Here is a 23,336-nt window from a genome sequence, read left to right on the forward strand (position 1 = left end):
GTGTTCGAGTCCACCCATAGCCACCATGGTGTGTACGCTCAAGGCGTGTGATACTTGCAGTCCACATTGCCCCGTCGCCAAGCGGTAAGGCACCTGACTCTGACTCAGGCATTCGGTGGTTCGAATCCATCCGGGGCAGCCAAACACACAAAAAAGGCCGATCGAAAGATCGGCCTTTTTTGTGTGTTTGGCTGCGGGTTCGCGCAGGCGCAAAGCGCCTGCGCCCCGCGCCTTGCTGCGCAAGGCGCGGGCCCCAGCCCTTCCGCCTCCACATCCCCGCGCCTGTCGGCGCGCCCCCTTGGACTCCAAGGGGGCTACTCCACCAGATGGGATGCGAGTCGCCGGCAACGGGTGTGGCCCGGATGAATTGCCATCGGCCAGCAAGACGCGCGATCCGGAAGCCTGGATAGCAAAAGCCAGTAGCGAATCCGGACCTCCGACTAGGCCGGCGATCACCCGCGCACCGCACGCAGATCCAGCGAGGCTGATCCGCGACAACTGCTGGTGCATCGGCCGACGCACCCACCAAACCCAAACGACAAAAGCCCGGCCGAAGCCGGGCTTTTGCTTGGTCCCCAGCAGGCTCCCGAGGGAGCCCACGCCAGGCGCGATGGATCAGCGCTTGGAGAACTGGGTGGCGCGACGGGCCTTGTGCAGACCGACCTTCTTACGCTCGACTTCGCGTGCGTCGCGGGTCATGAAGCCGGCCTTGCGCAGCTCGGTCTTCAGGGTTTCGTCGTACTCGACCAGCGCGCGGGCGATGCCCAGACGGATCGCACCGGCCTGGCCGGTGGTGCCGCCGCCGGTGGCGGTGACCAGGATGTCGAAGCTTTCGGTGTTCTTGGTCAGCTCCAGCGGCTGGCGCACGATCATGCGCGCGGTCTCGCGGCCGAAGAACTCGTCCAGCGGACGGCCGTTGACGGAGATGTTGCCGGTGCCCTTGCGCAGGAACACGCGGGCGGTGGAGGACTTGCGGCGGCCAGTGCCGTAGTTTTGCGAAATCGCCATGATTAGATATCCAGAACCTGCGGCTGCTGAGCGGCGTGCGGATGCTCCGCACCGGAATAGACCTTGAGCTTGCGGTACATCGCGCGGCCCAGCGGGCCCTTGGGCAGCATGCCCTTGACCGCGATTTCGATCACGCGCTCCGGGTGGCGCTCCAGCGCCTGCTCCAGGCTCTCGGTCTTCAGGTTGCCGATGTAGCCAGTGAAGCGGTGGTACTTCTTGTCCTTGAGCTTGTTGCCGGTGACGACGATCTTCTCGGCGTTGATCACCACCAGGTAATCGCCGGTATCGACGTGCGGGGTGTAGACCGGCTTGTGCTTGCCGCGCAGGCGGCGGGCCAGTTCGGTGGAAAGCCGGCCCAGCGTTTTGCCGGCGGCGTCGACGAGATACCAGTCGCGCTGGACGGTCTCGGACTTAGCAGTGAAGGTGCTCATGATCAGACTCGGTTGGTCGGGCGGATTCCTGCAGCGAACGGCCGGAACTTTGCCACGCGTTGTGAATTGCAAAAACGCAAGAGGCGAAATTCTACGCGGCCCGGCCGGCCGGCGCAAGTCCACCCATGACCGGCGGAGATCGGGCAGGCGGCGCGCTTGGCAGTGCGCCGGCCGGGGGCGAAAATCGGGATCCCCACTGCTTCCGGGCTTCCCCCATGACCGCCAGCCGCCAGCATTCCCCGCTCGATCGCGCCCTGGTCGAGGCCCAGCGCGCGCTGGAGACCGTATTCGGCGACCCGCCGGCGCAGCGCCCCTACCCGGCCGCGGCCACCGCCGATGTGGTGCTGGCGCCGGACGAGCGCCGCCATGCCGCCGGCCTGATGCGCATCAACCACGTCGGCGAGGTCTGCGCGCAGGGCCTGTATTTCGGCCAGGCCGCGGTCGCGCGCGATCCGGCCACCCGTGCGCACCTGCTGGAGGCGGCGCAGGAAGAGACCGACCACCTGGCCTGGTGCGCGGCGCGGCTGCGCGAGCTGGACAGCCGCCCCAGCCTGTTCAACCCACTGTGGTACGCCGGCAGCTACGCGATCGGCACCCTGGCCGGGCTGCGCGGCGACGGCTGGAACCTGGGCTTCGTGGTCGAGACCGAGCGCCAGGTCGAGGCGCACCTGGACGAACACCTGCAGACCCTGCCGCCGGCGGACCTGCGCAGCCGCGACGTGCTGACAGTGATGAAGGCCGACGAGGCCCGCCACGCCGAACATGCCGAACAGGCCGGGGCGCGGCGCCTGCCGCCGCCGATCCCCACGGTCATGGCCGCCGCCTCGCGACTGATGAAGGCCGTCGCCTATCGGCTGTAGCCGCCCGCCGGTCGGGCCGATGCCACCCCGGCTGGCATTGCCGCGCCGATCGCGTTAAAGTGAACGAACGCTGACTGATTCCACGTCGGCGCACGCCGTTCCGGCTGCGGTATCGCCATGTGCCGCAGCCACCGATGTACCCGTGCCGAGTCGCGCCCGCGTGCGCTCCGCCTGCAGACTGTCATGCCCGCATCCTCGCCCCATCTGCCATCGCCCCGGACCCGCTGGTTGTCGCGCCTGCTGTTCGCGACCCTGTTCGCGATCGGCAGCGGCGCCCTGCTGCATCACCTGCTCGGCGACTACCGCCAGGCCAGCGCGATCCTGCGCGACCATTCGGTCGCCACCGTCCCGGTGATCGCCGACGGCGCCTTCGGCGTGCAGACCGAGCCACTGGTGCGCTACCGCTTCCACTATGTGTTCGAGAGCAAGGGCCGCCTGCACAGCGGCGCCTTCGAGGCCAGCGGCGCGGAGGCCGCGCCGTTGCTGCTGGACGGCGCCACGGTCGAGATCGCCTACGCCAATGCCGATCCCGCACGCTTCGGGCGCCTGGACCAGCTGCAGCACGCCGGCAACCTCGGCAGCGTGTTCACCCGCGCGCTGATCGCGCTGTCGATCGCCGCCCTGCTGGCGGTGGTCGCGCACCGGCTGCTGATCGGCCGGGTGCTGACCCGGCGCCGCATCGCCGCCGCCTGAGACCCACGCGCGCGCGGGCTGCGCTCAGTGCCCGACCAGCTTCAGGCCGATCACCCCGACCACGATCAGGCCGATGCAGGCCAACCGCGCCGGCGAGGCGCTGTCGCCGAACAGGGCGATGCCGAGCACCGCCGTGCCCAGCGCACCGATCCCGGTCCAGATCGCATAGGCGGTGCCCAGCGGGATGTGCTTGAGCGCCTGGGTCAACAGCCACAGGCTCAGGCCCGCACCGGCCAGGGTGGCCACGGTCGGCCACGGCCGGGTGAAGCCTTCGCTGTACTTCAGGCCGAGGGCGAAGCCGATCTCGAACAGACCGGCGAGCAACAGGTAGATCCAGGGCATTGTCTTTCTCCGTAGACAAATGAAAACGAAAACGGCCCGATGTCTGCACATCGGGCCGCCGTCGGCAGGGGTCGCAGCGCGTGCTGCGGGCGGGCCGTCCCGCCGGTGTGGAGCGCTTACTCGGACAGGTTGCGCCCGTGGAACAGCTCCTCGATCTCGCGCTTGAGCAGCGCCTCGATGCGCATGCGCTCCTTGAACGAGAGATTCTTGGCCTTTTCCTCGAACAGGTACTGGTCCAGGTCGAAGTCCTTCAGGTGCATCTTGGTGTGGAAGATGTTCTCCTGATAGACGTTGACGTCGAACATCTCGTAGCGCGACTTGACGTTCTTGGCCAGGAAGTTCTGGATCGAGTTGATCTTGTGGTCGATGTAGTGCTTCTTGCCCTTCACGTCGCGGGTGAAGCCGCGCACGCGGTAATCCATGATCACGATGTCCGATTCCAGGCTCTCGATCAGGTAATTGAGGGCCTTCAGCGGCGAAATCACGCCGCAGGTGGCGACATCGATGTCGGCGCGGAACGTGGCGATACCGTGCTGCGGATGGGTTTCCGGGTAGGTATGGACGGTGATGTGGCTCTTGTCCATGTGCGCGACCACGGCGTCGGAAATGATCTCCTTGCCCGCCGCCTTCTTGTCGATGACCGGCTCCTCGGAGATCAGGATCGTCACCGAGGCGCCCTGCGGATCGTAGTCCTGGCGGGCGATGTTGAGGATGTTGGCGCCGATGATCTCGGCCACATCGGTGAGGATCTGGGTCAGGCGGTCGGCGTCGTACTGCTCGTCGATGTACTCGATGTAGCGCTGGCGCTCCTCTTCGGAGATCGCGTAGCAGACGTCGTAGATGTTGAAGCTCAACGCCTTGGTGAGGTTGTTGAAACCTTGCAGCCTCAGGCGAGGCAACGGCTTGACCACGGCGTGGATCCTCTGGAAGTGGGTCGGGGGGAAAGCCAATCAATTATGAGCCAAATGGCCGCGCTGCGAAACGTGGCGTCCGTCTCTTGTTTGCCGCCGCGAACGCGTCCCGTTAAGCTTCGGGAATTACGCCGTAGCGAAGCCGCCATGAGCCCCGGAAACACATCCACTGCAGCACCTGTGCGCATCGCTCCAAGTCCTTTGACGTTGGACACCGCCACCATCGACCGCTTCCTGGCCCACAGCCACCGTCGCCGCTATCCGGCGCGGACGGACGTGTTCAGGCCAGGCGATCCGGCCGGCACCCTGTACTACGTGGTCAGCGGCTCGGTCAGCATCATCGCCGAGGAAGATGACGACCGCGAGTTGGTGCTGGGCTATTTCGGCAGCGGCGAGTTCGTCGGCGAGATGGGCCTGTTCATCGAGTCCGACCAGCGCGAGGTGATCCTGCGCACCCGTACGCCCTGCGAACTGGCCGAGATCAGCTACGAGCGCCTGCACCAGCTGTTCCTGGGCTCGCTGTCGTCCGATGCGCCGCGGGTGCTGTACGCGATCGGCGTGCAGCTGTCCAAGCGCCTGCTGGACACCTCGCGCAAGGCCAGCCGCCTGGCGTTCCTGGACGTGACCGACCGCATCGTGCGCACCCTGCACGACCTGGCCCAGGAGCCGGAGGCGATGAGCCACCCGCAGGGCATGCAGTTGCGCGTGTCGCGGCAGGAACTGGCGCGACTGGTCGGCTGCTCGCGCGAGATGGCCGGCCGGGTGCTGAAGAAGCTGCAGGTCGACGGCATCCTGCACGCCCGCGGCAAGACCGTGGTGCTGTACGGCGCGCGCTGACCGCCATGGGTCGATAGGCCCGGCACGATGGTGCTGAGCGAGACCTTCTACTGGTTCGTGCTGGTCGGCCTGGCCGCCCAGCTGGTGGACGGCGCGCTGGGCATGGCGTTCGGCCTGGTCTCGTCCTCGGTCCTGCTGAGCCTGGGCCTGCCGCCGGCGGTGGTCAGCGCCAGCGTGCACAGCGCCGAGGTGTTCACCACCGGCGCCTCGGGCCTGTCGCACCTGGCCCTGGGCAACGTCGACAAGCGGCTGTTCCTGCGCCTGGCGCTGCCGGGCATGGTCGGCGGGGTCGCCGGCGCCTACGTGCTGACCCGGTTGCCGGGCGAGCTGATCCGCCCCTTCGTCTATCTGTATCTACTGGCCCTGGCGGTGCTGATCCTGCTGCGCGCGGCTGGCCGTGCGCTGCCGCGCCGCGAGGTGCGGCGGGTGCCGCTGCTGGGTTTCGTCGCCGGCCTGCTGGACGCCAGCGGCGGTGGCGGCTGGGGCCCGGTGGCGACCTCGACCCTGCTCGCCCACGGCGGCCAGGCCCGCACCACCATCGGCACGGTCAACGCCGCCGAGTTCCTGGTGACGCTGTCGATCTCGCTGACCTTCCTGCTGACCATGGGCGTGCAGCACCTGGACATCGTGCTCGGCCTGCTGGTCGGCGGCATGCTCGCCGCGCCGCTGGCGGCGCTGCTGGTCAAGCGCGTGCGCGAGCGCTGGGTGCTGGTGGCGGTGGGCCTGCTGGTGCTGGGCATCAGCCTGTATCAGGTGGGCGGAGCGCTGTATCGGTGGGTGGGCTGACGCCCGGGATTTGGGAATCGGGATTGGGGATTCGCAAAGGCGGTCTCCGCGGCGCCTGAAGCCGTTGCGCTGGTGACCCGATCTGCGGTCAGGCCGCGTTCGCTTTTGCCGGGGCGGGCCGCGCGATGATCGCGGCCGGGACGCTGCCACCGATGGCCGCGCGTCTCGCCACTCCCCTGCCCCGCGAGACCGCCATGCGTGCCATCCCATTGCTCCTGGCCTTGTTGTGTCTGGCGCTGCCGGCGCCGCGCGCGCAGGCCGACGAGGCCTTCGCCCGGCTCGGGCGCGGGGTCAACATCCTCGGCTACGACCCGCTGTGGAACGACCCGGCGAAGGCGCGCTTTCGTCCGCCGCTGTACCGCACGATCCGCGACGGCGGCTTCCGCACGGTGCGGGTCAACCTGCAGGCCTTCGCGCACATGGACGCGGACAACCGGCTCGACCCGACCTGGCTGAAGACGCTGGACACGGTGGTCGACCAGGCCACCGCGGCCGGCCTGAACGTGATCCTGGACGAACACGACTTCCACCCGTGCGCCGCCGATGCCGCGCTGTGCCGGACCAGGCTGCTGGCGTTCTGGAACCAGGTGGCCCCGCGCTACCGCAATGCGCCGCCGTCGGTGCTGTTCGAGATCCTCAACGAGCCCAACGGCCAGATGACCAGCGCGGTGTGGAACGACCTGCTGCACGATGCGCTGCAGATCATCCGCCGCGACAATCCGACCCGCACGGTGGTGGTGGGCCCGGCCGGCAGCAATTCCTTCACCGCGCTCGACAGCCTGCGCCTGCCCGACGACGATGCGCACCTGCTGGTCACCGTGCACTACTACAACCCGTTCCGCTTCACCCACCAGGGCGCGCCGTGGGCCCCGGCGGACATCCGCGACCACACCGGCGTGAGCTGGGGCAGCGCGGCCGACCGGACCAAGCTCTACGGCGAGTTCGACCGCATCGCGGCCTGGGCCAAGGCGCACCATCGGCAGGTACTGCTGGGCGAGTTCGGTGCCTACGAGCAGGCGCCGCCGGCCGATCGCCTGGCCTGGACGGTGGCGGTGGTCAACGCCGCCGAGAAACGCCATTTCGCCTGGGCGTATTGGGAATTCGAGGGCAGCTTCGGCGCCTACGACATCGACCGCGGGCAATGGGTCGCGCCGCTGCACCATGCGCTGGTGGGCAGCGACAGCGCCTACCGCGGGGCCGGCGGCTGACGCCGGCCTTCCCCGCCGCGGCGCGCGCTAGCGGGAACCGCCAGCGTCGCCGGCGCGGTCGCGGCAGCCCCAGTTGAGGATCGGCGTGCCGGACGGCAACAGCCGGCGGAACACCGCCACCGCGCCGTGCTTGGGATTGACCACCACCGGCGCGGCCGCGGCCTGCAGCAGCGGCAGATCGGCGGTGCTGTCGGAATAGGCCATGGCGATCTCGCCGTAACCCAGTTCGCGCAGCATGCGCATCTTTTCCTCGTTGTGGCAGTGGCGGGTGGCGGTGACCGCGCCCAGGCGCGGGCCGATCAGGCTGCCGACCACCGGCACGTCCTGGTGCGCGACGAAGCCGAGGATGGCGCGCGCCAGTTCCGGCGGCGCGCCGGTGGCGACCACCACGCGATCGCCGGCGGCGCGGTGCCGGGCGAACACCTCCAGCGCCTGCGGCAGCAGCCGCTGGCGGATCTGCGCCTGATGCTGCAGCACGTACTGGTCGATGATGCGGTTGAACTCGCGGGCGCGGCGCAGGCCGAAGCTGGCGATCCAGACGTAGCCGGAGATGCCGGTGCGGCGGGTCGGCAGCATCGCCACCAGCGGCCCCAGCAACGGCGTGGCCAGCACCGCGGCGGCCAGGCGCAGCGGATTGCGCTTGATCAGCCAGGCGAACAGGTGACTGCCGGAATCGCCGTCGTACAGGGTGTGGTCGAAATCGAACACCACCAGCGGCGCGTCGGCGCGCGGCAGCGGGTACGGACTCGGCGCCTGCCCGCTCATGCCGCGAAGAACAGCTGGCGCAGCGCCTCGCCGGGCTCCTCGGCGCGCATGAACGCCTCGCCGACCAGGAACGCGTGCACGCCGGCGCCGCGCATCAGCGCCACGTCATCCGGGCCGAGGATGCCGCTTTCGGTGACCAGCAGGCGGTCGCGCGGCACCGCGTTCTGCATCGACAGGGTGGTCTGCAGCGACACCTCGAAGGTGCGCAGGTTGCGGTTGTTGATGCCGATCAGCGGCGCCGGCACCTGCAGCGCGCGTTCCAGTTCGTCGATGTCGTGCACTTCCACCAACACGTCCATGCCCAGCTGCAGGGCCAGCGACGACAGCTCGGCCAGTTGCAGGTCGTCCAGCGCGGCCACGATCAGCAGGATGCAGTCGGCGCCGAGCGTGCGCGCCTCGTACACCTGGTACGGATCGATGGTGAAATCCTTGCGCAGCACCGGCAGGGTGCAGGCATCGCGCGCCTGCTGCAGATAGCGGTCGTGGCCCTGGAAAAAGTCCTCGTCGGTCAGCACCGACAGACAGGCGGCGCCGCCGAATTCGTAGCTGACCGCGATGTCGGCCGGGTGGAAGTCCGGGCGGATCACGCCCTTGGACGGGCTGGCCTTCTTGACCTCGGCGATCACCGCCGGGTCGCCGTTGGCGATGGCCGCCTGCAGCGCGCGGGCGAAGCCGCGGGTGGGCGGCATGGCCTCGGCGCGGGCGACCAGCTCGGCCAGCGGCACGCGCGCGCTGCGCTCGGCGATCTCGTCGGCCTTGCGCGCGAGGATGGTGCGGAGAATGTCGCTGCTCATGCGGTGGGAATCCTGGGGGATGGCCGGATTATCGGCGATGCAGGGTGTCGGGGGTGAGAACCGGGATCGGGCGCTGGCGAAGGCGGTTCAGTCCAGCCCAGCCAGGCCGCGGGTGCAGGCCACGTAGGCCTCCAGCTTGGCCCGCGCGCGCCCGTCGGCGATGGCCGCACGGGCCAGGGCGATGCCGGCACCGATGTCGGCGGCCAGGCCGGCCACGTACAGTGCCGCGCCGGCGTTGAAGGCGACGATGTCCAGCGCCGGGCCGGGCACGTTGTCGAGCACCGCGCGCAGCATCGCCATCGATTCGGCGGCGTCGGCGACCTTGAGGTTGCGGCTGGCCGACATGGCGATGCCGAAATCCTCCGGGTGCACCTCGTACTCGCGGACCTGGCCGTCGCGCAGCTCGCCGACCAGGGTGCCGGCGCCGAGCGAGAGCTCGTCCATGTCGTCGCGGCCCCACACCACCAGCGCGCGTTCGGCGCCCAGTTCCTGCAGCACGCGCGCCTGGATGCCGACCAGGTCGGGGTGGAACACGCCCATCAGGATGTTCGGCGCGCCGGCCGGGTTGGTCAGCGGGCCGAGGATGTTGAAGATGGTGCGCACGCCCATCTCGCGCCGCACCGGCGCCACCACCTTCATCGCCGGGTGGTGCACCGGGGCGTACATGAAGCCGATGCCGGTCGCCGCCAATGCCTGCGCAACCTGCTCGGGCTGCAGTTCGATCGCCGCGCCCAGCGCCTCCAGCGCATCGGCGCTGCCGGACTTGGAGGAGACGCTGCGGTTGCCGTGCTTGGCGACCTTGGCGCCGGCCGCCGCGGCCACGAACATCGCGCAGGTGGAGATGTTGAAGGTATGCGAGCCATCGCCGCCGGTGCCGACGATGTCGACCATGTGGGTACGGTCGGCGACCGGCACGGTGCGCGAGAACTCGCGCATCACCACCGCCGCACCGGCGATCTCGCCGACCGTTTCCTTCTTGACCCGCAGCCCGGTGAGGATGGCCGCGGTCATCATCGGCGACACCTCCCCGCGCATGATCTGCCGCATCAGCCCCACCATCTCGTCGTGGAAGATCTCGCGGTGCTCGATGGTGCGTTGCAGGGCTTGTTGGGGGGTGATGGTCATGGGAGAGGAGCTGCTCGTAGCTGGGGAAGAAGTAGATCTTTTCGGGTTTCCCAGGGGCGCTTATCTTCTTCGCTCATGGGGTAAAGAGGGTGTCCAATGCCATATTCCGAAATGACTACCTTGACTTTATGACCTGGATAAAAATGCACCTGAATATCCCCGCCTTGGCTTGGATATTGGGGTAGATCAACAATTGCTTCTTGCGGCGATGGGGGCTGCGGGCCATTTTGCGTAGTGTCATAGGCCCATTGGATCTTGACCTTCATTCCCGGATGCCAATGCCTTGGAATGGACGCACAACATGACCCCCCACCACCCCCTTCCTCAGGCGAAAGGTTGGGTCCACTTGCGCCGTCGACTGTAAATCTCTCGATGCTCCAATCGCTCATGTGATTGTAGCCAGTCACAGATGCGGGCAAGCGATCATTGCCGCAACCACTTAATGAGATGCAGGCGACAAGCATGGACAATGAATTCCAGTACTGGATGCGTTTTTTTGTTTTTCTGTTTTGCATGTGATGGGCTCAGCGCGCCTGCGTCGGCCGCGACATGCGCAGGCGCCCTTGCGCCAGCACCTCGAAGTAGTCGGCCGGGCCGCCGGCGCGCAGCAGGGTGGCGACCGCGGCCGGGTCGTAGATGCCGTCGTGCAGGGCATGCCCGGCGATGTGCACGCCGACCACCTCGCCCAGCACCAGCCAGGTCTGGATCGGCTCGCCGCGTGCGCTCTGCAGCGGCAGCAACTGGCTGAGCCGGCATTCGAAGCTGACCGGGCTGGCGGCCACCCGCGGCGCACCGATCAGGCGCGAGGGCGCGGCGGTCAGGCCGGCCAGCGCGAACTCGTCGACCTCCGGCGCCACCGCGGCGGAACTGGCGTTCATCGCCTCGGCCAGCGGCCGCGTCGCCAGGTTCCAGGTGAACTCGCCCGTGGCCTCGATGTTACGCACGCTGTCCTTCCAGCCGATGCTGGCGAAACCGACGATCGGCGGCACGTAGTTGAAGGCGTTGAAGAAGCTGTAGGGCGCCAGGTTGGCGACGCCGTCGGCGCCGCGCGAACCGATCCAGCCGATCGGCCGCGGCCCGACGATGGCGTTGAACGGATCGTGCGGCAAGCCGTGGCCGTTGACCGGTTCGTAGAAATGGAAGGCGTCGGTGCGCTCGTGCATCGGCAGGGTCCGGCAGTGGCGGAAGGCGGGCGGCGCCCGCGCGGCGCGCTCAGCGCTCCAGGAAGTTCTTCAGCAAGGCGTGGCCATGCTCGGTGAGGATGGACTCGGGATGGAACTGCACGCCCTCGACCGGGAACTGGCGATGGCGCAGGCCCATGATCTCCTCCACCGTGCCGTCGTCGTGTTCGGTCCAGGCCGTCACTTCCAGGCAGTCGGGCAGCGTGGTCTTCTCCACCACCAGCGAGTGGTAGCGGGTGGCCTCGTAGCGATCCGGCAGGCCGGCGAACACGCCGCGGCCTTCGTGGCGGATGCGCGAAGTCTTGCCGTGCATGATGGTGCCGGCACGCACCACCTGCCCGCCATAGACCTGGCCGATGCTCTGGTGGCCCAGGCACACGCCCAGGATCGGCGTGCGCTGGCCCAGCCGCTCGATCAGTTGCAGCGACACGCCGGCCTCGTTCGGCGTGCACGGCCCCGGCGAGATGACGATGCGCTCGGGCGCCAGGCGCTCGATCTCGTCCACGCTGAGCGCATCGTTGCGCACCACCTTGACCTCGGCGCCGAGCGCCTGCAGGTACTGCACGAGGTTGTAGGTAAAGCTGTCGTAGTTATCCAGCATCAGCAGCATGGCGAAGGACTCATTGCGCGATCAGGAAGACCGCATAGACGTTTTCGGAAAGGGTGAGGGTGCCGGCTTCGAGGGATTCGGCGGCGGACGGCGGCATCGGGAGTGGCGTAGGTTGGGAGTTGCCGCTGAAGAGATCTTGGCGACGCGATTCCGATGGCCAATGGCCAGCCTGGATGCCATAGGCAAAGGCCGGCGCCACTTCCGAAATGGTGTAAAGGCCGCCCAGACGCACGCCGTAGGCGTTTGCCAGCGCTTGCGCCGACGCTCGGGTCTGTTCGGCAGCCTGGCGCTTGAGCTCGGCACGCAGCGCGACTTCGCCGCTATAGCGCGGTGCGATGCCGGACACTTGCAGTTCTTCGCTGGTCCTGAGCTTGCCTAGCAAACCACGCACATCGTCCAGCGTACCGAAATCAGCAGACAAGGTTCGCTGCACGCGGGTCCCGCTGAAGATTTGCTTGTCGTCTTCATAGCGCTGCTCTGGCTCGATCGACAGCGTCGTCGCCTGCACGCTGTCAGCGAGCGCGTGCTGTTGCTTGAATGCAAGCAGCACGTTTGCCGCATTGGCCTGCACACGTTTACGCGCCGCATCTGGATCGGCATCCACTGCGCTCAGCGTGATCTTGACCCCGAAGCGATCCGGCACCACCTCGCGCTGCGCCTCCCCCTTCACCAACAGATGCGGCTGCGACGGCAGGCTGTTGACCTGCGCGCTGGCGACGGCCGGCAAGGCCAGCGCTGCGGCAATGGCCCAGGCAACAAGCGTACGGATTTTCATCTTCCTCTCCTTGGCGGAATGTCAGCCGGCCGCACGCGGCGTGCCGGAGTGAAGCAGCGTGGCGAAATCCGCGATCAGCGCATCGACCGCCTGGTCCTGCGTCGCCCACGAGGTCACGAAGCGGATCACCCAGCGGCCATCGCCCAACAGTTGCCAGCGCTCGAAGTCGTAGCGCTGTGCCAGGGTCTCGACCGCGGCGGCGGGCAGGATCACGAACAGCTGGTTGGTCGGCGAATCCGAGGCGAACTCCGCGCCGGCCGCGGCCAGCCCCTCGCGCAGCCGCGCGGCCATGCGGTTGGCGTGCGCGGCCAGTTCGTAGAACAGCCCGTCCTCGAACAGCGCGGCGAACTGTGTGCCCAGCACCATGCCCTTGGCCAGCAGCGCGCCGCGCTGCTTGAGCAGGTAGCGGAAATCCGCTTTCAACACCGGGTTGAGGATCACCAGCGCCTCGCCGAGCAGCGCACCATTCTTGGTGCCGCCGATGTAGAACGCATCGGTGAGCGCGGCGATGTCGGCCATGCGCAGGTCGTTGCCCGCGGCGGTGAGCGCGCTGCCGATGCGCGCGCCGTCCAGGAACAGCAGCAGGCCATGCGCGTCGCAGAACGCGCGCAAGGCCTGCAGTTCGTGCTTGCGGTAAATCGTGCCGACCTCGGTGGTGTTGGACACGTAGACCAGCCGCGGCTGCACCAGGTGCTCGTTGCCGTGCTCGGCCAGCAGCGGCGCGATCCGCTCCGGCGTGAGCCGGCCGTCGGCCGCGTCCACGGTGAGCACCTTGTGCCCGGTGGCCTCGATCGCGCCGGTCTCGTGGGTGGCGATGTGGCCGCAGGCCGCGGCGATCACCGCCTGGTGCGGGCGCAGGAACGCGGCGATGGCGGTGAGGTTGGTCTGGGTGCCGCCGACCAGCAGGTGCACGTCGGCGTCGGCGCAGCCGATCTCGGCGCGGATCAGTTCGGCGGCGCGCGCGCTATGCCGGTCCAGGCCGTAGCCGGCATTCTGCTCGGCGCTGGCAGTGGCCAGGACGGCGAGCAGGCGCGGATGCGCGCCTTCGCTGTAGTCGTTGCGGAAGCCGATCCGCGGCGCGGCGGCGCTCACAGCCCCTTCGCCGCTTCGGCGACCGCGCGGAACAGCGCGCGACCCTTGTTCATCGTCTCGTCCCATTCGGTCTGCGGGTCGGAGTCGTAGACGATGCCGGCGCCGGCCTGCACGTGCAGGCGGCCGTGCTTGATCACGGCGGTGCGGATGGCGATGGCGGTGTCGGCGTCGCCGTGCCAGCCGAGGTAGCCGATGCTGCCTGCGTAGACGTTGCGCTTGATCGGCTCCAGCTCGCGGATGACTTCCAGCGCGCGGATCTTCGGCGCGCCGCTGACGGTGCCGGCAGGAAAAGTGGCGCGCAGCACGTCGGCGTAGCTGAGGCCGGGCAGCAGGGTGCCGGTGACTTCGCTGACGATGTGCATGACGTGGCTGTAGCGCTCGATCACGAAGCGTTCGCCGACCGCGACGCTGCCGGCCTGCGAGACCCGGCCGGCATCGTTGCGGCCCAGGTCGATCAGCATCAGGTGCTCGGCGCGCTCCTTCGGATCGGCCAGCAGTTCCGCCTCCAGCGCCTGGTCCTCTTCCGGGGTCTTGCCGCGCGGGCGGGTGCCGGCGATCGGACGCACGGTGACCTGGCCGTTCTCCAGCCGCACCAGGATCTCCGGCGAGGAGCCGACCACCTGGGTGTCGCCGACGTCGAGGAAATACATGTACGGCGACGGGTTCAGCGCGCGCAGCGCGCGGTACACGTCCACCGGGCGCGCGGTGAACGGCACGCTCAGGCGCTGGCTCAGCACCACCTGGAAGATGTCGCCGGCGCGGATGTAGTCCTTGGATTTCTCCACCGCGGCGATGAAGCCCTCGCGGGTGAAGCCGGAGACGAAGTCGCTCTCGTCCAGCACGTCGCGCGCCAGCGGCGCGGGGTAACCGGCGCCGGGCTGGCGCAACGTCGTGGTGAGCGTATCCAGGCGCGCCTGCGCGCGCTCCCAGGCGTCGGCTTCGGCCGGGTTGGCGTGCACGATCAGGTACAGGCGGCCCTTGAGGTTGTCGAAGACCGCCACTTCCTCGGACAGCATCAGCAGGATGTCAGGCGTGTCCAGTTCGTCGCGTGCCACAGCGCCGGCCAGGCGCGGCTCGATATAACCGATGCATTCGAAGCCGAACCAGCCGACCAGGCCGCCGGTGAAGCCGGGCACGCCCGCCAGCTTGGGCACCACATGCTGGGCGCGCAGCGCCTCGACCTCGGCGAAGGGATCGGCGACCTCGCGGCGCTCGATCAGTTCACCATGGTCGCGCACCTCCAGGGTGTGCCCGCGGAAGGTGTACACGCGACGCACCGGCAGGCCGATGATCGAATAGCGCCCGAAGCGTTCGCCGCCTTCGACCGATTCGAACAGATAGGTGTGCGGGGCGTCGGCGAGCTTGAGATAGACCGACAGCGGCGTGTCCAGGTCGGACAGCACTTCACGGACGACGGGGATGCGGGTGTGACCTTCAGCGGCGTAGCGCTGGAACTGCTCGCGGGTAATCAAGACGGCTTTCCTTCCGGGACTCGGTGACAGGGCGGACGACGGCTGCAGGCCACCATCGCCACGCACGGCGAGCGGAAGTGAAGGAAAGCGGGGTCGTCAGGCTGGACACGGCGGCTACTTTACCGCAACTGCGGCGACTGGCAACGGTTGCAGGCGCGACCAATCGATCGCGGTGCGGAAGCGGTCGGCGAGGGCGTCGCGTCGGGACTGAAGTCCCTCCCACAGGAGGCGGCGCATGACTTCGGGCGCGCTGTTCGGCGCGCATCGCACCCATCCGTGATCCGTCGTGTTCGTCCTGCCACGGCGCGACCGAGCGCGGTATTGCGGAGATCGGTAAGGACAGCGCGTCGGGACTGAAGTCCCTTCCACATGGGCGCCGGCCTTCGGGCTGGCCCTCGACCTGCGGTTAGCGCTCTGGCGCCTGCAGCAGCGGCGAGTCCGGCGGCAGATGCATGCGCAGGCGCCCGGGCACGCAGTCGATGCGGAAGTGGCGCGAGGTTTCCGGCTCGCCGTCCAGGTTCAGGGTCAGCGGCTGCGCCGCTTCGATCCGCAGCCACGGCAGGCGCGCGCGCACCGCCACCCGCTCCAGCGCAGCCTGCTTGCCGGACGTGACCAGGGTGCCCAGGGTCGCGGCGACCTCGCCGGTCAGCTCCGGCACCAGGGTCAGGTCGAGCAGGCCGTCGTCGAGCAGCGCGTCCGGGCACAGCACCTGGCCGCCACCGGCCTGGCGGCCGTTGCCCAGGCCGAGCGCGATGAAATCGCCTTCCCAGGCAAAGTCCGGCCCTTCGAAGCGGGCCCGGATCGGATCGATCCGGCCGAGCCGGCTCATGCCGGTGACCAGGTAGGCCAGCCCGCCGAGCATCTTCTTCAGGCCTTCGTCGGTCTCCACCGTGACCTGGGTGCCGAAGCCGCCGCTGGCGACATTGGCGCACCAGTGCGGGCCGTGCTCGGCCTCGATGCGCAGCAGGTCGATCGGCAGCGCCGGCGTGCGGGCGATCAGTTCCAGTGCCTCCAGCGGCGGCAGCGGGATACCGGTCGCGGTGGCGAAATCGTTGGCCGTGCCCAGCGCCACCAGCCCCAGGGCCGGCAGCGCGTCGCCCGGTTCCTGGCGATGCGCCAGCGCCGTGGCGACCTCGCTCAGGGTGCCGTCGCCACCGGCGGCGACGATGCACGCAGCACCATCGGCCACCGCTTCGGCCACGTAGCGCTCGGCATCGCCCTGCTCCCAGGTCACCCGCACCTGCAGCGCCACGCCGCGCGCACGCATGGCCATGACCGCCTCGCGCAATGCCTCGTCGCCGGCCGACTTGCCGTTGAGGATCAGACGCCAATGCGCTGCAGCCATGCGAACCATCCCGGGGTGAGGCGCCCAGGCTAACGGGCGCGGCATGCGCGATGCGTGAATCCAGGCGGGTGCGCTGTCATACGCACGTCACCGAGGATCCGGAACATGGAAGGCCATAGCAAGGAAGACGGATGGAGGCAGGATCAGCCTCCGATTTCTCTCCCAGGGACCGCACCGGCGACGGTGCGGTTCTTTTCTTTTGGCCGTCCGGCGCCGCTCAGCCGGCCGCGAACCGGGCCAGCGCCTCGCCCTGCAGCCGGTACACGGTCCACTCGTCCTGCGCGCGGGCACCGACCGCTTCGTAGAAGTCGATGGCCGGCTGGTTCCAGTCCAGCACCGACCATTCGAAGCGGCCGCAGCCCTCGGCCACCGCCTGCCGCGCCAGGTGCTGCAGCAGCGCCTTGCCGGCGCCGACGCCGCGGTGCGCCGGGTCCACGTACAGGTCTTCCAGGTACAGGCCGTTGCGGCCGAGCCAGGTGGAGTAGTTATAGAAGTACACCGCGTAGCCGATCGGCTGGCCGTCGGCCTCGCAGATCAGTGCCTGCGCGCGGGCATCGGCGCCGAACAGGGTCGCGCGCAGGCCGGCCTCGTCGGTCTGCACCGCGTCCTCGGCGCGCTCGTAGCGGGCCAGGTCGCGGATCAGGCGCAGGATCAGCGCCGCATCGTCGGCCACCGCCGGGCGGATGTGCAGCGCCGCCATCTCAGCGCCCCGCCACCGCGGCGCGCATCTGCGTGATCACCTCGGCGTAATCGGGCGCATTGAAGATGGCCGAGCCGGCGACGAAGGTGTCGGCGCCGGCGGCGGCGATCGCGGCGATGTTGTCCGGCTTGACCCCGCCGTCGATCTCCAGCCGGATCGGCTTGCCGCTGGCGTCGATGCGGGCGCGGATCGCGCGCAGCTTGTCCAGCGCCGAGGGAATGAAGGCCTGGCCGCCGAAACCCGGGTTGACCGACATCACCAGCACCAGGTCCAGGTCGTCCAGCACCCAGTCGAGGATGTCCACCGGGGTGGCCGGGTTGAGCACCAGGCCGGCCTTGCAGCCGTGCGACTTGATCAGCTGGATGCTGCGGTGCACGTGGCGGCTGGCCTCGGGATGGAAGCTGATGATGCTGGCGCCGGCCTCGGCGAAATCCGGGATCAGCCGGTCCACCGGTTCCACCATCAGGTGCACGTCGATCGGCGCGGTGACGCCGTGCTTGCGCAGCGCCTGGCAGACCATCGGGCCGATGGTGAGGTTCGGCACGTAATGATTGTCCATCACGTCGAAGTGGATCCAGTCGGCGCCGGCGCGCAGCACGGCATCCACTTCCTCGCCGAGGCGGGCGAAATCGGCGGACAGGATGGACGGGGAGATGATGCAGTCGGACATGGCGGGATCTCAGCGCTTGCGCAGGGTGCGGATACGGTCGTAGGCGGTGTTGAGCTGGCTGGCCTTCTTCTCGGCGCGGGCGCGCAGCTCGGGGCTGGCGCTGGCGACCTTGTCGGGGTGGTACTGGGACATCAGCCGGCGATAGGCCAGTTCGATCTCGGCGTCGGTGGCGTCGCGGGTCAGGCCCAGCTCGCGGTAGGGATCCTCGCGCTGGGACAGCTTGAACCAGTCGGCGTCGAAGGCGTGCCCGATCAGCAGCCCGATCAACGCGCCCAGCACCGGCGTGGGCCGCAGCAGCAGGGCCCCGGCGATGGCGCCGAGCAGTTTTCCGTACCAGGGCATGGGGCAAGGGCGGGCGCGGCGTCAGGGCCGGCCATTTTACGGCACAGCGAGGCATTCCGGCCGTACACTACGCGGCCCGCCGTCCGCCGCGGGCCCGCCGGGTCCCGGGACGGTCGCCATTGCGAAGTCCGTAGGAGTGCCTGTGTCCACCACGCTGTTGCAATCCGATCTGCCCGGCCTGCCCTTGCGCCACCGCGGCAAAGTCCGCGACGTGTTCGATATTCCCCGCGAGCGCCTGCCGGCCGACGCGCCGCCCGGCGACTACCTGCTGATGGTCGCCACCGACCGCCTCTCCGCCTTCGACGTGGTGCTGCCCGACCCGATCCCGGGCAAGGGCGAGATGCTGTGCCAGGTCTCCAACTTCTGGTTCAAGAAGACCGAGCACCTGATGCCCAACCACCTCACCGGCATCGACGTGGCCGCGGTGCTGCCCGAGGGCGTGGACAAGGCCCTGTACGCCAAGCGCGCGGTGGTGACCCGCAAGCTCAAGCCGGTGCCGGTGGAAGCCATCGCCCGTGGCTACCTGATCGGCAGCGGCTGGAAGGACTACCAGCGCACCGGCAAGGTCAGCGGCATCGAGCTGCCCGACGGCCTGCGCCAGGCCGAGAAGCTGGCCGAACCGATCTTCACCCCGTCGACCAAGGCCGCGGTGGGCGATCACGACGAGAACATCGACTTCGACGCCATGGTCAAGACCGTGGGCGCCGAACTGGCCGAGCGCGTGCGCGACGCCACCCTGCGCATCTACCGCTTCGCCGCCGACTTCGCCGCCGAGCGCGGCATCCTGCTGGCCGACACCAAGTTCGAGTTCGGCACCGACGCCGACGGGCGCCTGTACATCATGGACGAGATGCTGACCCCGGACTCCTCGCGCTACTGGCCGGCCGACCAGTACGAAGTCGGGACCAGCCCGCCGAGCTACGACAAGCAGTTCGTGCGCGACTACCTGGAGACGCTGGACTGGGGCAAGACCGCGCCCGGCCCGCGCCTGCCGCAGGAGGTGATCGACCGCACCCGCGCCAAGTACGCCGAAGCGCTGCAGCGGCTGGCGGGGATTTCGGTGGACTGAGTGGATCGTGCGCCGGGCGCCGGCGCGTGAGGGTGGTCGCGGAAGGCGGCCGCCTTGCGGCCCGTGAGGTAATCGCTCCCGCTTCACGAGCAGATGGTCATGGATGTTCCTCGCGAACCAGCTGTGATCCGTCGCGATGTGCTGGTGTTTGATAGCGGGTTGCTCGGGCTACTTTCCGCCCTTGCATTGTCAGTTGTAGCGATGGCGGCAATGCCCCGCCCCGACTTCACGACATGATGATCCTGGTGAACTAAACTCATCCGCCCGCGGGGCGATTGCCCGCCCGACCCGATCAGGAAGATCCGTTGGCTACCGCACGCCCCATTCTGATGTCCCTGGCATTGGCCGCGGCCCTGGTTGCGTGCAAGGCGCAACCGGCTGGCTCCACGGTCACTGCGGCGGCTGGCGCGCCCGCGCAGACCGCACCCGCCGCAGCCGCCGCAGCCGCCCCGCGTTGCCAGGACGCCGATTTCGATGCCTTCCTCAAGCGCTTCAGCGCCGACATCGCAGTCCAGGAGAAGGCGACCGCCAACCCGTTGACGATGATCCACATCGACCCGGACGCGCAGCCGGAACCGGCGCCGGTGACCCGCAACGTGCCCCTGGCCGAGGTCGAATGGCCGGTGATCCCGAACCTGGAGGCAGCCCGCAAGGGCGGGCGCGAGGTCGTGGTGACGCAGAACGCCGAGGGCCGGCAGGTCCTGGTGCGCACGCCCGATACCAGCGACCAGCAGGTCTACCAGTTCGCGCAGAAGCCGTGCTGGACGCTGGTTCGCGTAGACGATCAGGCCGTGTAACCGACGCGCTCTGGCCGCATGGCGCGGGCACTCCCTCAGCCCTCATTTCCTTCACCAAGCTGTATCCCTCCAGCGTTACATTTCCGCGATCCTGCTCGCACGTGAGGTAAAGATGCGTTCGTCCCGTCCTTCCCGCCGCCTCAGCAATCGCGTTGTGTGGCCTGCCGTTTCGGTGTTGCTACTCGCGCTGAGCGCATGCAGCAACGGCCAATCCGCTGCCCCTGCCGCCGTGGCCGCAACCGACCCCACGCCCGCCAAAGCTCCTCCCGCCGCAGCCCCAGTTGCGGACGCCACATCGAACGACGAAGTACAGCAACTGCTGCAGTCGAGCGGCGTGCAATGCGAAGACAGCAAGACGGCACGGAACTGCACGGCAGGCAATCTGGACGCGGGCGACTACTACGACGTCGAACTGACCGCAGACTGTGGCGCGCAGGGATTCTTCGCAGGCGTTGCCAACGCCAAGGGCACGCCTGCGCTGAATGTCGTGCCGACCACGGGGAGCCATGCCGCACCGAGGGCCACTTTCTCGCAAGGGCAACTCGTTTGTGTCCAAGGCATCGCCCGCGCCGGCCAAAATCCTATGTACTACTACGTCGTCGCGATTCCGGCAGACAGCGTGGCGCAATGCAAGGGCAATGCGCTATGCCAGCAGTATGGGGACCGCCCGATCCAGTGGTCCTCCCGTGCAAGCGGCGATGCCTGCCATGTCGCCGCGCCGGGTCGCTATGCTGGCAACTGCGCGCAAGGCTGGGTCAGCGCCAGCGCGCTGGACGTGTTTTCAAACGGAATGTAGCAACCGTCCCCACAAGCACGCGTGCTTGTCCATTCGCAAGGAGAGCAAGGTATGTCGGACCCCAAAATCACTCGACTCGTCAGCAGCGTCGGCACCACGCGCACGGTAGAGATGGACGATGGAAGTACCGTCAGCCGATCAGGTGGATCGGTGTCGTGGCGTAACAACAACCCCGGCAACCTCAAGTTCGAGTTCGCTGGCAGCGCAGACAAAACAGCCAACAGCCAGCGTACACGCGAGGAGGCATTGCAGTCAGCGCAGAGCACCTATCGCGGCGTCGTGGGTCTCGACCAATGGGGCAATGCTGTTTTTGAAAGCTACGAGGCGGGCCGTGCTGCCAAGATACAACTGCTGGAGCGACGCTTCGGCAACGACACGGTCGAACAGATGCTGCCGCGCTACTCGAAGGCCGATTACAGCGGCACCACGCATCATCGCGAACAGGCCGCCACCATTTTCACGGAGGGCGACCGCCAAGGCGTGGACCTGCGTAATAAAACGGTTGCGCAGATGAGCGAGCGCGAGCGCGAAGCGCTGGCCGACGGCATCAGGCGCTTTGAGGGTTGGCGAGCGGGCGAGGTCACAGTCCAAACACCCGCTCAGACCACGGCACAGACCGTGGCGCAACCGACGTCCCCAGCTACGCCCGCTGCATCGAGTCCTGCCCCCGCGACATCCGATAGACCCAGCGCGGCGGTCTACAACGAGGCGTACCAGCACTTCTTCAACGAAGGCCGGCACTACGAATACGGTCGTCCGGACCATCCCAGGCCCGGGCGCGACAGCAGCCGCCTGGAGCGCGATGGCGATGGCGACGGTCGCCTTGGCGTGGATTGTTCGGCCTTCGTGTGGCGCGGACTCAAGAACGCCGGCTACGACGTACCGGGCGAGAATGCCGCAGGATTCACCACCGCCAAGCTCTTCAATGGCTCGCAGGTCACACCGTATGCGCGCGAGCATTTCGATGTCACCTCCGCGGCGGAAGCACGCAAACCCAATGGCTCATTGCACCAGGGCGATCTGCTGCTGTTTTCTTCGCCGAAGGGGCAACACATCGGCATCTTCAAGGGGTACGACGAGGCGGGAAACATCCAGTTCATCGGCTCGCAAGGCAGGACCGGACCGGCGGAGGTCACGATTAGCCCAGGCGGCTACTGGGATGGAGGCGGCACCCGCATCGTGGGCGCGTTGACCCCCAAGCCGGAGTTCCAGGTTCGTGCACCATTGCATGGCAATGGCGAAGTTCCTGCACGGCAAGCATCCGCCGCACCTGCAGAAACCCACGGCGCCAAGAGTGTCTCCATGGCCGATGGTCTGCTCAAGCAGGGCGAGCGCGGCAATGAAGTGGAAGCGTTGCAGCGTCAGCTCAACCGCATGGGCGTGCGAGACGCGCAAGGCAAGGCGTTGGCCGAGGATGGACGCTTTGGCGAGCACACCCGCGAGGCGGTCATCGCCTTCCAGAAACAGCGCGGCCTCACCCAGGACGGCATCGTCGGCCGCGACACCCGGGCCGGGCTCGCCGCCGCCGAGCAGGCCCAGGCCAAGCCGGCGAAAGGCCTGCAGCTGGGCGAGCCGGGGCATCCGGATACGCCGCTGTACGACAAGATGCGCACGGAAGCCGATCGCGGTGCCGAGAAGGCCAATCCGCCGCACGCCAAGCTCTCGAACGAGGCGGTGGCCAACCTCACGCTGCAGGCCAAGCAGGCCGGGATCGACAGTCCCGACAAGCTGAAGGAGGTCAATGTAGCCAACGACAAGGCCTTCGTCGCCGGGACCACGCCGGGCTTCCGTGCGGTGGTGGACCTGCAGCAGCCGGCACCGCCGCTGGAGCAGACCAGCGCGCAGCTGGCCCGCCAGTCCGCGCAGCAGCAGGAAACGGTGCAGCGCGAGCAGCAGCAGGAGACGAACAGGAGCATGGCGCGCGCCTGAGTGCAGGCGTGATGGAGCGATCGCGCCGGTGTGGCGCGATCGCTCTTTTCCCCGGCACTGCGTTCCCCAGCATTGCGGCATCTCGCCGCCCTCTGCGCAGCGAGGACGCCAGCAGCAGGCACCGCCAAACGCCATCGCAGGTCGCCGCCGGAGCGCGTGGCCGGCAACCGCACCGCACGACGTCCCTCGCCCCACGCACACCGGTGTCTCCGCATCGCGCCGGCGATGGCGCTATGCTGGAGCGGTTCCTGGGAGGGAAGATGGATACCACCGCCTACGCGCGCCCGATCGACCGCTATTTCGCCAGCTATTCCGACGATCACCGCAATGCCGCCAACCAGCGCATCCACGTGGTCGCGGTGCCGGCGATCCTGTGGTCGGTGGTGGCCCTGCTGTGGTGCATCCCGGTCGGCGGCACCTGGTTCCAGAGCGGGCTGTGGGCGGCGCTGGGCATGTTCGCGGCATGGATGTACTACAACCGCCTGTCGCGCCCGCTGGGCTACGGCATGCTGGCGGCGTTCTTCTTCTGCGGTTGCCTGTGCCGGCTGCTGGAAGCGCACCTGGGCCTGCAGGGGCTGCTGTGGCTGGCGATCGGCGTGTTCGTGGTGGCCTGGATCGCGCAGTTCATCGGACATGCGCTGGAAGGCCATCGACCCAGCTTCCTCACCGATCTGACCTATCTGCTGATCGGCCCGGCCTGGGTGCTGGCCAAGCTGTACCGGCGCATGCACTGGCGCTACTGAGCGCGGCCAGCAACACCACCGCGCATCGCCAGGCGGACGCAGGCGCTGCCGGGAT

Annotated in this window: 27 protein-coding genes and 1 tRNA gene; 11 read left to right on the top strand and 17 right to left on the bottom strand. The window is 68.2% G+C overall.

Going from position 1 to position 23,336, the window contains the following annotated elements; translation table 11 throughout:
• The first annotated feature begins 67 nt into the window (after positions 1–67).
• Positions 68–142 (top strand) — tRNA-Gln (locus tag CEK69_RS15135).
• Between the two features lie 473 nt (positions 143–615).
• Here the strand turns inward: CEK69_RS15135 and rpsI are convergent.
• Positions 616–1,008: a 30S ribosomal protein S9 gene (rpsI, locus tag CEK69_RS15140; RefSeq protein ID WP_010341421.1), complete on the bottom strand. Its 393-nt coding sequence runs from the start codon at positions 1,006–1,008 to the stop codon at positions 616–618.
• A 2-nt stretch (positions 1,009–1,010) separates the two neighbouring features.
• Positions 1,011–1,439 (bottom strand): 50S ribosomal protein L13, encoded by a 429-nt coding sequence (rplM, locus tag CEK69_RS15145; protein ID WP_010341420.1) that lies wholly within the window; start codon positions 1,437–1,439, stop codon positions 1,011–1,013.
• Between the two features lie 215 nt (positions 1,440–1,654).
• On the opposite strand from rplM, the gene coq7 reads away from it, so the two are divergent.
• Together coq7 and CEK69_RS15155 are read left to right on the top strand one after the other, a co-directional pair.
• A complete protein-coding gene (gene coq7 / locus CEK69_RS15150; RefSeq protein WP_017913963.1) occupies positions 1,655–2,299 on the top strand; it encodes a 2-polyprenyl-3-methyl-6-methoxy-1,4-benzoquinone monooxygenase in 645 nt (214 codons plus the stop codon).
• A 183-nt stretch (positions 2,300–2,482) separates the two neighbouring features.
• The gene (locus tag CEK69_RS15155) at positions 2,483–2,992 is read left to right on the top strand and encodes a hypothetical protein (RefSeq protein WP_226975180.1); all 510 of its coding nucleotides are present in this window, start codon (positions 2,483–2,485) and stop codon (positions 2,990–2,992) included.
• A gap of 24 nt (positions 2,993–3,016) precedes the next feature.
• Here CEK69_RS15155 and CEK69_RS15160 read toward each other — a convergent pair whose 3' ends face one another.
• Positions 3,017–3,334 carry a multidrug efflux SMR transporter gene (locus CEK69_RS15160; RefSeq protein ID WP_017910331.1) on the bottom strand — a complete coding sequence of 106 codons (318 nt, stop codon included), beginning with the start codon at positions 3,332–3,334 and terminating at the stop codon, positions 3,017–3,019.
• Between the two features lie 116 nt (positions 3,335–3,450).
• The gene (gene speD, locus CEK69_RS15165) at positions 3,451–4,245 is read right to left on the bottom strand and encodes an adenosylmethionine decarboxylase (RefSeq protein ID WP_017910332.1); all 795 of its coding nucleotides are present in this window, start codon (positions 4,243–4,245) and stop codon (positions 3,451–3,453) included.
• 147 nt (positions 4,246–4,392) lie between these two features.
• On the opposite strand from speD, the gene crp reads away from it, so the two are divergent.
• The 3 genes from crp to CEK69_RS15180 all read left to right on the top strand — a co-directional run bounded on the left by crp (position 4,393) and on the right by CEK69_RS15180 (position 7,076).
• Entirely contained in the window at positions 4,393–5,082 is a 690-nt protein-coding gene (gene crp, locus CEK69_RS15170) for a cAMP-activated global transcriptional regulator CRP (protein WP_010341415.1), read from the top strand.
• A gap of 27 nt (positions 5,083–5,109) precedes the next feature.
• Complete coding sequence (locus CEK69_RS15175; protein ID WP_152246489.1) at positions 5,110–5,868, top strand: sulfite exporter TauE/SafE family protein; 759 nt, start codon at positions 5,110–5,112, stop codon at positions 5,866–5,868.
• Positions 5,869–6,062: 194 nt separating this feature from the next.
• Positions 6,063–7,076 (top strand): glycoside hydrolase family 5 protein, encoded by a 1,014-nt coding sequence (locus CEK69_RS15180; protein ID WP_226975181.1) that lies wholly within the window; start codon positions 6,063–6,065, stop codon positions 7,074–7,076.
• A gap of 27 nt (positions 7,077–7,103) precedes the next feature.
• On the opposite strand, the gene CEK69_RS15185 is transcribed toward CEK69_RS15180, so the two are convergent.
• From CEK69_RS15185 to CEK69_RS15245, 13 genes are all read right to left on the bottom strand, one after another.
• The gene (locus CEK69_RS15185; RefSeq protein ID WP_043093574.1) at positions 7,104–7,841 is read right to left on the bottom strand and encodes a haloacid dehalogenase-like hydrolase; all 738 of its coding nucleotides are present in this window, start codon (positions 7,839–7,841) and stop codon (positions 7,104–7,106) included.
• On the bottom strand, positions 7,838–8,635 hold the full coding sequence (trpC, locus tag CEK69_RS15190; RefSeq protein WP_010341411.1) for an indole-3-glycerol phosphate synthase TrpC: 798 nt from the start codon (positions 8,633–8,635) through the stop codon (positions 7,838–7,840). The genes CEK69_RS15185 and trpC overlap by 4 nt, the downstream gene beginning before the upstream one ends.
• Positions 8,636–8,722: 87 nt before the next feature.
• Entirely contained in the window at positions 8,723–9,760 is a 1,038-nt protein-coding gene (gene trpD / locus CEK69_RS15195; RefSeq protein WP_152246493.1) for an anthranilate phosphoribosyltransferase, read from the bottom strand.
• Entirely contained in the window at positions 9,757–10,275 is a 519-nt protein-coding gene (locus CEK69_RS15200; RefSeq protein ID WP_152246495.1) for a DUF3304 domain-containing protein, read from the bottom strand. Before CEK69_RS15200 ends, trpD begins: the two co-directional genes overlap by 4 nt.
• A gap of 9 nt (positions 10,276–10,284) precedes the next feature.
• Positions 10,285–10,923, bottom strand: a complete 639-nt coding sequence (locus CEK69_RS15205) for a flavin reductase family protein (RefSeq protein ID WP_152246497.1) — start codon at positions 10,921–10,923, stop codon at positions 10,285–10,287.
• Positions 10,924–10,972: 49 nt separating this feature from the next.
• On the bottom strand, positions 10,973–11,551 hold the full coding sequence (locus CEK69_RS15210; protein WP_017913955.1) for an aminodeoxychorismate/anthranilate synthase component II: 579 nt from the start codon (positions 11,549–11,551) through the stop codon (positions 10,973–10,975).
• Between the two features lie 10 nt (positions 11,552–11,561).
• Positions 11,562–12,320: an SIMPL domain-containing protein gene (locus CEK69_RS15215; RefSeq protein WP_193314008.1), complete on the bottom strand. Its 759-nt coding sequence runs from the start codon at positions 12,318–12,320 to the stop codon at positions 11,562–11,564.
• Between the two features lie 27 nt (positions 12,321–12,347).
• Entirely contained in the window at positions 12,348–13,418 is a 1,071-nt protein-coding gene (locus CEK69_RS15220) for an aminotransferase class I/II-fold pyridoxal phosphate-dependent enzyme (RefSeq protein ID WP_152246501.1), read from the bottom strand.
• Positions 13,415–14,890 carry an anthranilate synthase component I gene (gene trpE, locus CEK69_RS15225; protein ID WP_152246503.1) on the bottom strand — a complete coding sequence of 492 codons (1,476 nt, stop codon included), beginning with the start codon at positions 14,888–14,890 and terminating at the stop codon, positions 13,415–13,417. Before trpE ends, CEK69_RS15220 begins: the two co-directional genes overlap by 4 nt.
• A gap of 406 nt (positions 14,891–15,296) precedes the next feature.
• Entirely contained in the window at positions 15,297–16,235 is a 939-nt protein-coding gene (yegS, locus tag CEK69_RS15230; RefSeq protein ID WP_152246505.1) for a lipid kinase YegS, read from the bottom strand.
• Between the two features lie 217 nt (positions 16,236–16,452).
• Positions 16,453–16,935 (bottom strand): GNAT family N-acetyltransferase, encoded by a 483-nt coding sequence (locus CEK69_RS15235; protein WP_017913951.1) that lies wholly within the window; start codon positions 16,933–16,935, stop codon positions 16,453–16,455.
• A 1-nt stretch (position 16,936) separates the two neighbouring features.
• Positions 16,937–17,605, bottom strand: coding sequence for a ribulose-phosphate 3-epimerase (rpe, locus tag CEK69_RS15240; RefSeq protein WP_017910179.1), 669 nt, complete (start codon positions 17,603–17,605; stop codon positions 16,937–16,939).
• A 9-nt stretch (positions 17,606–17,614) separates the two neighbouring features.
• A complete protein-coding gene (locus CEK69_RS15245) occupies positions 17,615–17,947 on the bottom strand; it encodes a DnaJ domain-containing protein (RefSeq protein ID WP_010341396.1) in 333 nt (110 codons plus the stop codon).
• A gap of 142 nt (positions 17,948–18,089) precedes the next feature.
• Between CEK69_RS15245 and CEK69_RS15250 the strand changes: the two genes are divergently transcribed.
• The 5 genes from CEK69_RS15250 (at position 18,090) to CEK69_RS15275 (ending at position 23,281) form a co-directional block, all read left to right on the top strand.
• Positions 18,090–19,016, top strand: a complete 927-nt coding sequence (locus CEK69_RS15250) for a phosphoribosylaminoimidazolesuccinocarboxamide synthase (protein ID WP_191091472.1) — start codon at positions 18,090–18,092, stop codon at positions 19,014–19,016.
• A gap of 329 nt (positions 19,017–19,345) precedes the next feature.
• Positions 19,346–19,813, top strand: a complete 468-nt coding sequence (locus CEK69_RS15255) for a hypothetical protein (protein WP_150410974.1) — start codon at positions 19,346–19,348, stop codon at positions 19,811–19,813.
• A gap of 112 nt (positions 19,814–19,925) precedes the next feature.
• Positions 19,926–20,609, top strand: coding sequence for a hypothetical protein (locus CEK69_RS15260; RefSeq protein WP_226975182.1), 684 nt, complete (start codon positions 19,926–19,928; stop codon positions 20,607–20,609).
• Between the two features lie 51 nt (positions 20,610–20,660).
• Positions 20,661–22,538 (top strand): peptidoglycan-binding protein, encoded by a 1,878-nt coding sequence (locus CEK69_RS21085; RefSeq protein ID WP_193314007.1) that lies wholly within the window; start codon positions 20,661–20,663, stop codon positions 22,536–22,538.
• A gap of 260 nt (positions 22,539–22,798) precedes the next feature.
• A complete protein-coding gene (locus CEK69_RS15275; RefSeq protein ID WP_152236627.1) occupies positions 22,799–23,281 on the top strand; it encodes an Mpo1-like protein in 483 nt (160 codons plus the stop codon).
• Positions 23,282–23,336: the final 55 nt, after the last annotated feature.

Source organism: Xanthomonas sp. LMG 12462 (assembly GCF_009192885.1).
Taxonomy (GTDB): domain Bacteria; phylum Pseudomonadota; class Gammaproteobacteria; order Xanthomonadales; family Xanthomonadaceae; genus Xanthomonas_A; species Xanthomonas_A sontii.

Excerpts from the sequence above, each read along its gene's own strand:
- rpsI (WP_010341421.1), bottom strand. The coding sequence starts at position 1,008 with ATGGCGATTTCGCAAAACTACGGCACTGGCCGCCGCAAGTCCTCCACC.
- rplM (WP_010341420.1), bottom strand. The coding sequence starts at position 1,439 with ATGAGCACCTTCACTGCTAAGTCCGAGACCGTCCAGCGCGACTGGTAT.
- coq7 (WP_017913963.1), top strand. The coding sequence starts at position 1,655 with ATGACCGCCAGCCGCCAGCATTCCCCGCTCGATCGCGCCCTGGTCGAG.
- CEK69_RS15155 (WP_226975180.1), top strand. The coding sequence starts at position 2,483 with ATGCCCGCATCCTCGCCCCATCTGCCATCGCCCCGGACCCGCTGGTTG.
- CEK69_RS15160 (WP_017910331.1), bottom strand. The coding sequence starts at position 3,334 with ATGCCCTGGATCTACCTGTTGCTCGCCGGTCTGTTCGAGATCGGCTTC.
- crp (WP_010341415.1), top strand. The coding sequence starts at position 4,393 with ATGAGCCCCGGAAACACATCCACTGCAGCACCTGTGCGCATCGCTCCA.
- CEK69_RS15175 (WP_152246489.1), top strand. The coding sequence starts at position 5,110 with ATGGTGCTGAGCGAGACCTTCTACTGGTTCGTGCTGGTCGGCCTGGCC.
- CEK69_RS15180 (WP_226975181.1), top strand. The coding sequence starts at position 6,063 with ATGCGTGCCATCCCATTGCTCCTGGCCTTGTTGTGTCTGGCGCTGCCG.
- CEK69_RS15185 (WP_043093574.1), bottom strand. The coding sequence starts at position 7,841 with ATGAGCGGGCAGGCGCCGAGTCCGTACCCGCTGCCGCGCGCCGACGCG.
- trpC (WP_010341411.1), bottom strand. The coding sequence starts at position 8,635 with ATGAGCAGCGACATTCTCCGCACCATCCTCGCGCGCAAGGCCGACGAG.
- trpD (WP_152246493.1), bottom strand. The coding sequence starts at position 9,760 with ATGACCATCACCCCCCAACAAGCCCTGCAACGCACCATCGAGCACCGC.
- CEK69_RS15200 (WP_152246495.1), bottom strand. The coding sequence starts at position 10,275 with ATGCAAAACAGAAAAACAAAAAAACGCATCCAGTACTGGAATTCATTG.
- CEK69_RS15205 (WP_152246497.1), bottom strand. The coding sequence starts at position 10,923 with ATGCACGAGCGCACCGACGCCTTCCATTTCTACGAACCGGTCAACGGC.
- CEK69_RS15210 (WP_017913955.1), bottom strand. The coding sequence starts at position 11,551 with ATGCTGCTGATGCTGGATAACTACGACAGCTTTACCTACAACCTCGTG.
- yegS (WP_152246505.1), bottom strand. The coding sequence starts at position 16,235 with ATGGCTGCAGCGCATTGGCGTCTGATCCTCAACGGCAAGTCGGCCGGC.
- CEK69_RS15235 (WP_017913951.1), bottom strand. The coding sequence starts at position 16,935 with ATGGCGGCGCTGCACATCCGCCCGGCGGTGGCCGACGATGCGGCGCTG.
- rpe (WP_017910179.1), bottom strand. The coding sequence starts at position 17,605 with ATGTCCGACTGCATCATCTCCCCGTCCATCCTGTCCGCCGATTTCGCC.
- CEK69_RS15245 (WP_010341396.1), bottom strand. The coding sequence starts at position 17,947 with ATGCCCTGGTACGGAAAACTGCTCGGCGCCATCGCCGGGGCCCTGCTG.
- CEK69_RS15255 (WP_150410974.1), top strand. The coding sequence starts at position 19,346 with ATGTCCCTGGCATTGGCCGCGGCCCTGGTTGCGTGCAAGGCGCAACCG.
- CEK69_RS15260 (WP_226975182.1), top strand. The coding sequence starts at position 19,926 with ATGCGTTCGTCCCGTCCTTCCCGCCGCCTCAGCAATCGCGTTGTGTGG.
- CEK69_RS21085 (WP_193314007.1), top strand. The coding sequence starts at position 20,661 with ATGTCGGACCCCAAAATCACTCGACTCGTCAGCAGCGTCGGCACCACG.
- CEK69_RS15275 (WP_152236627.1), top strand. The coding sequence starts at position 22,799 with ATGGATACCACCGCCTACGCGCGCCCGATCGACCGCTATTTCGCCAGC.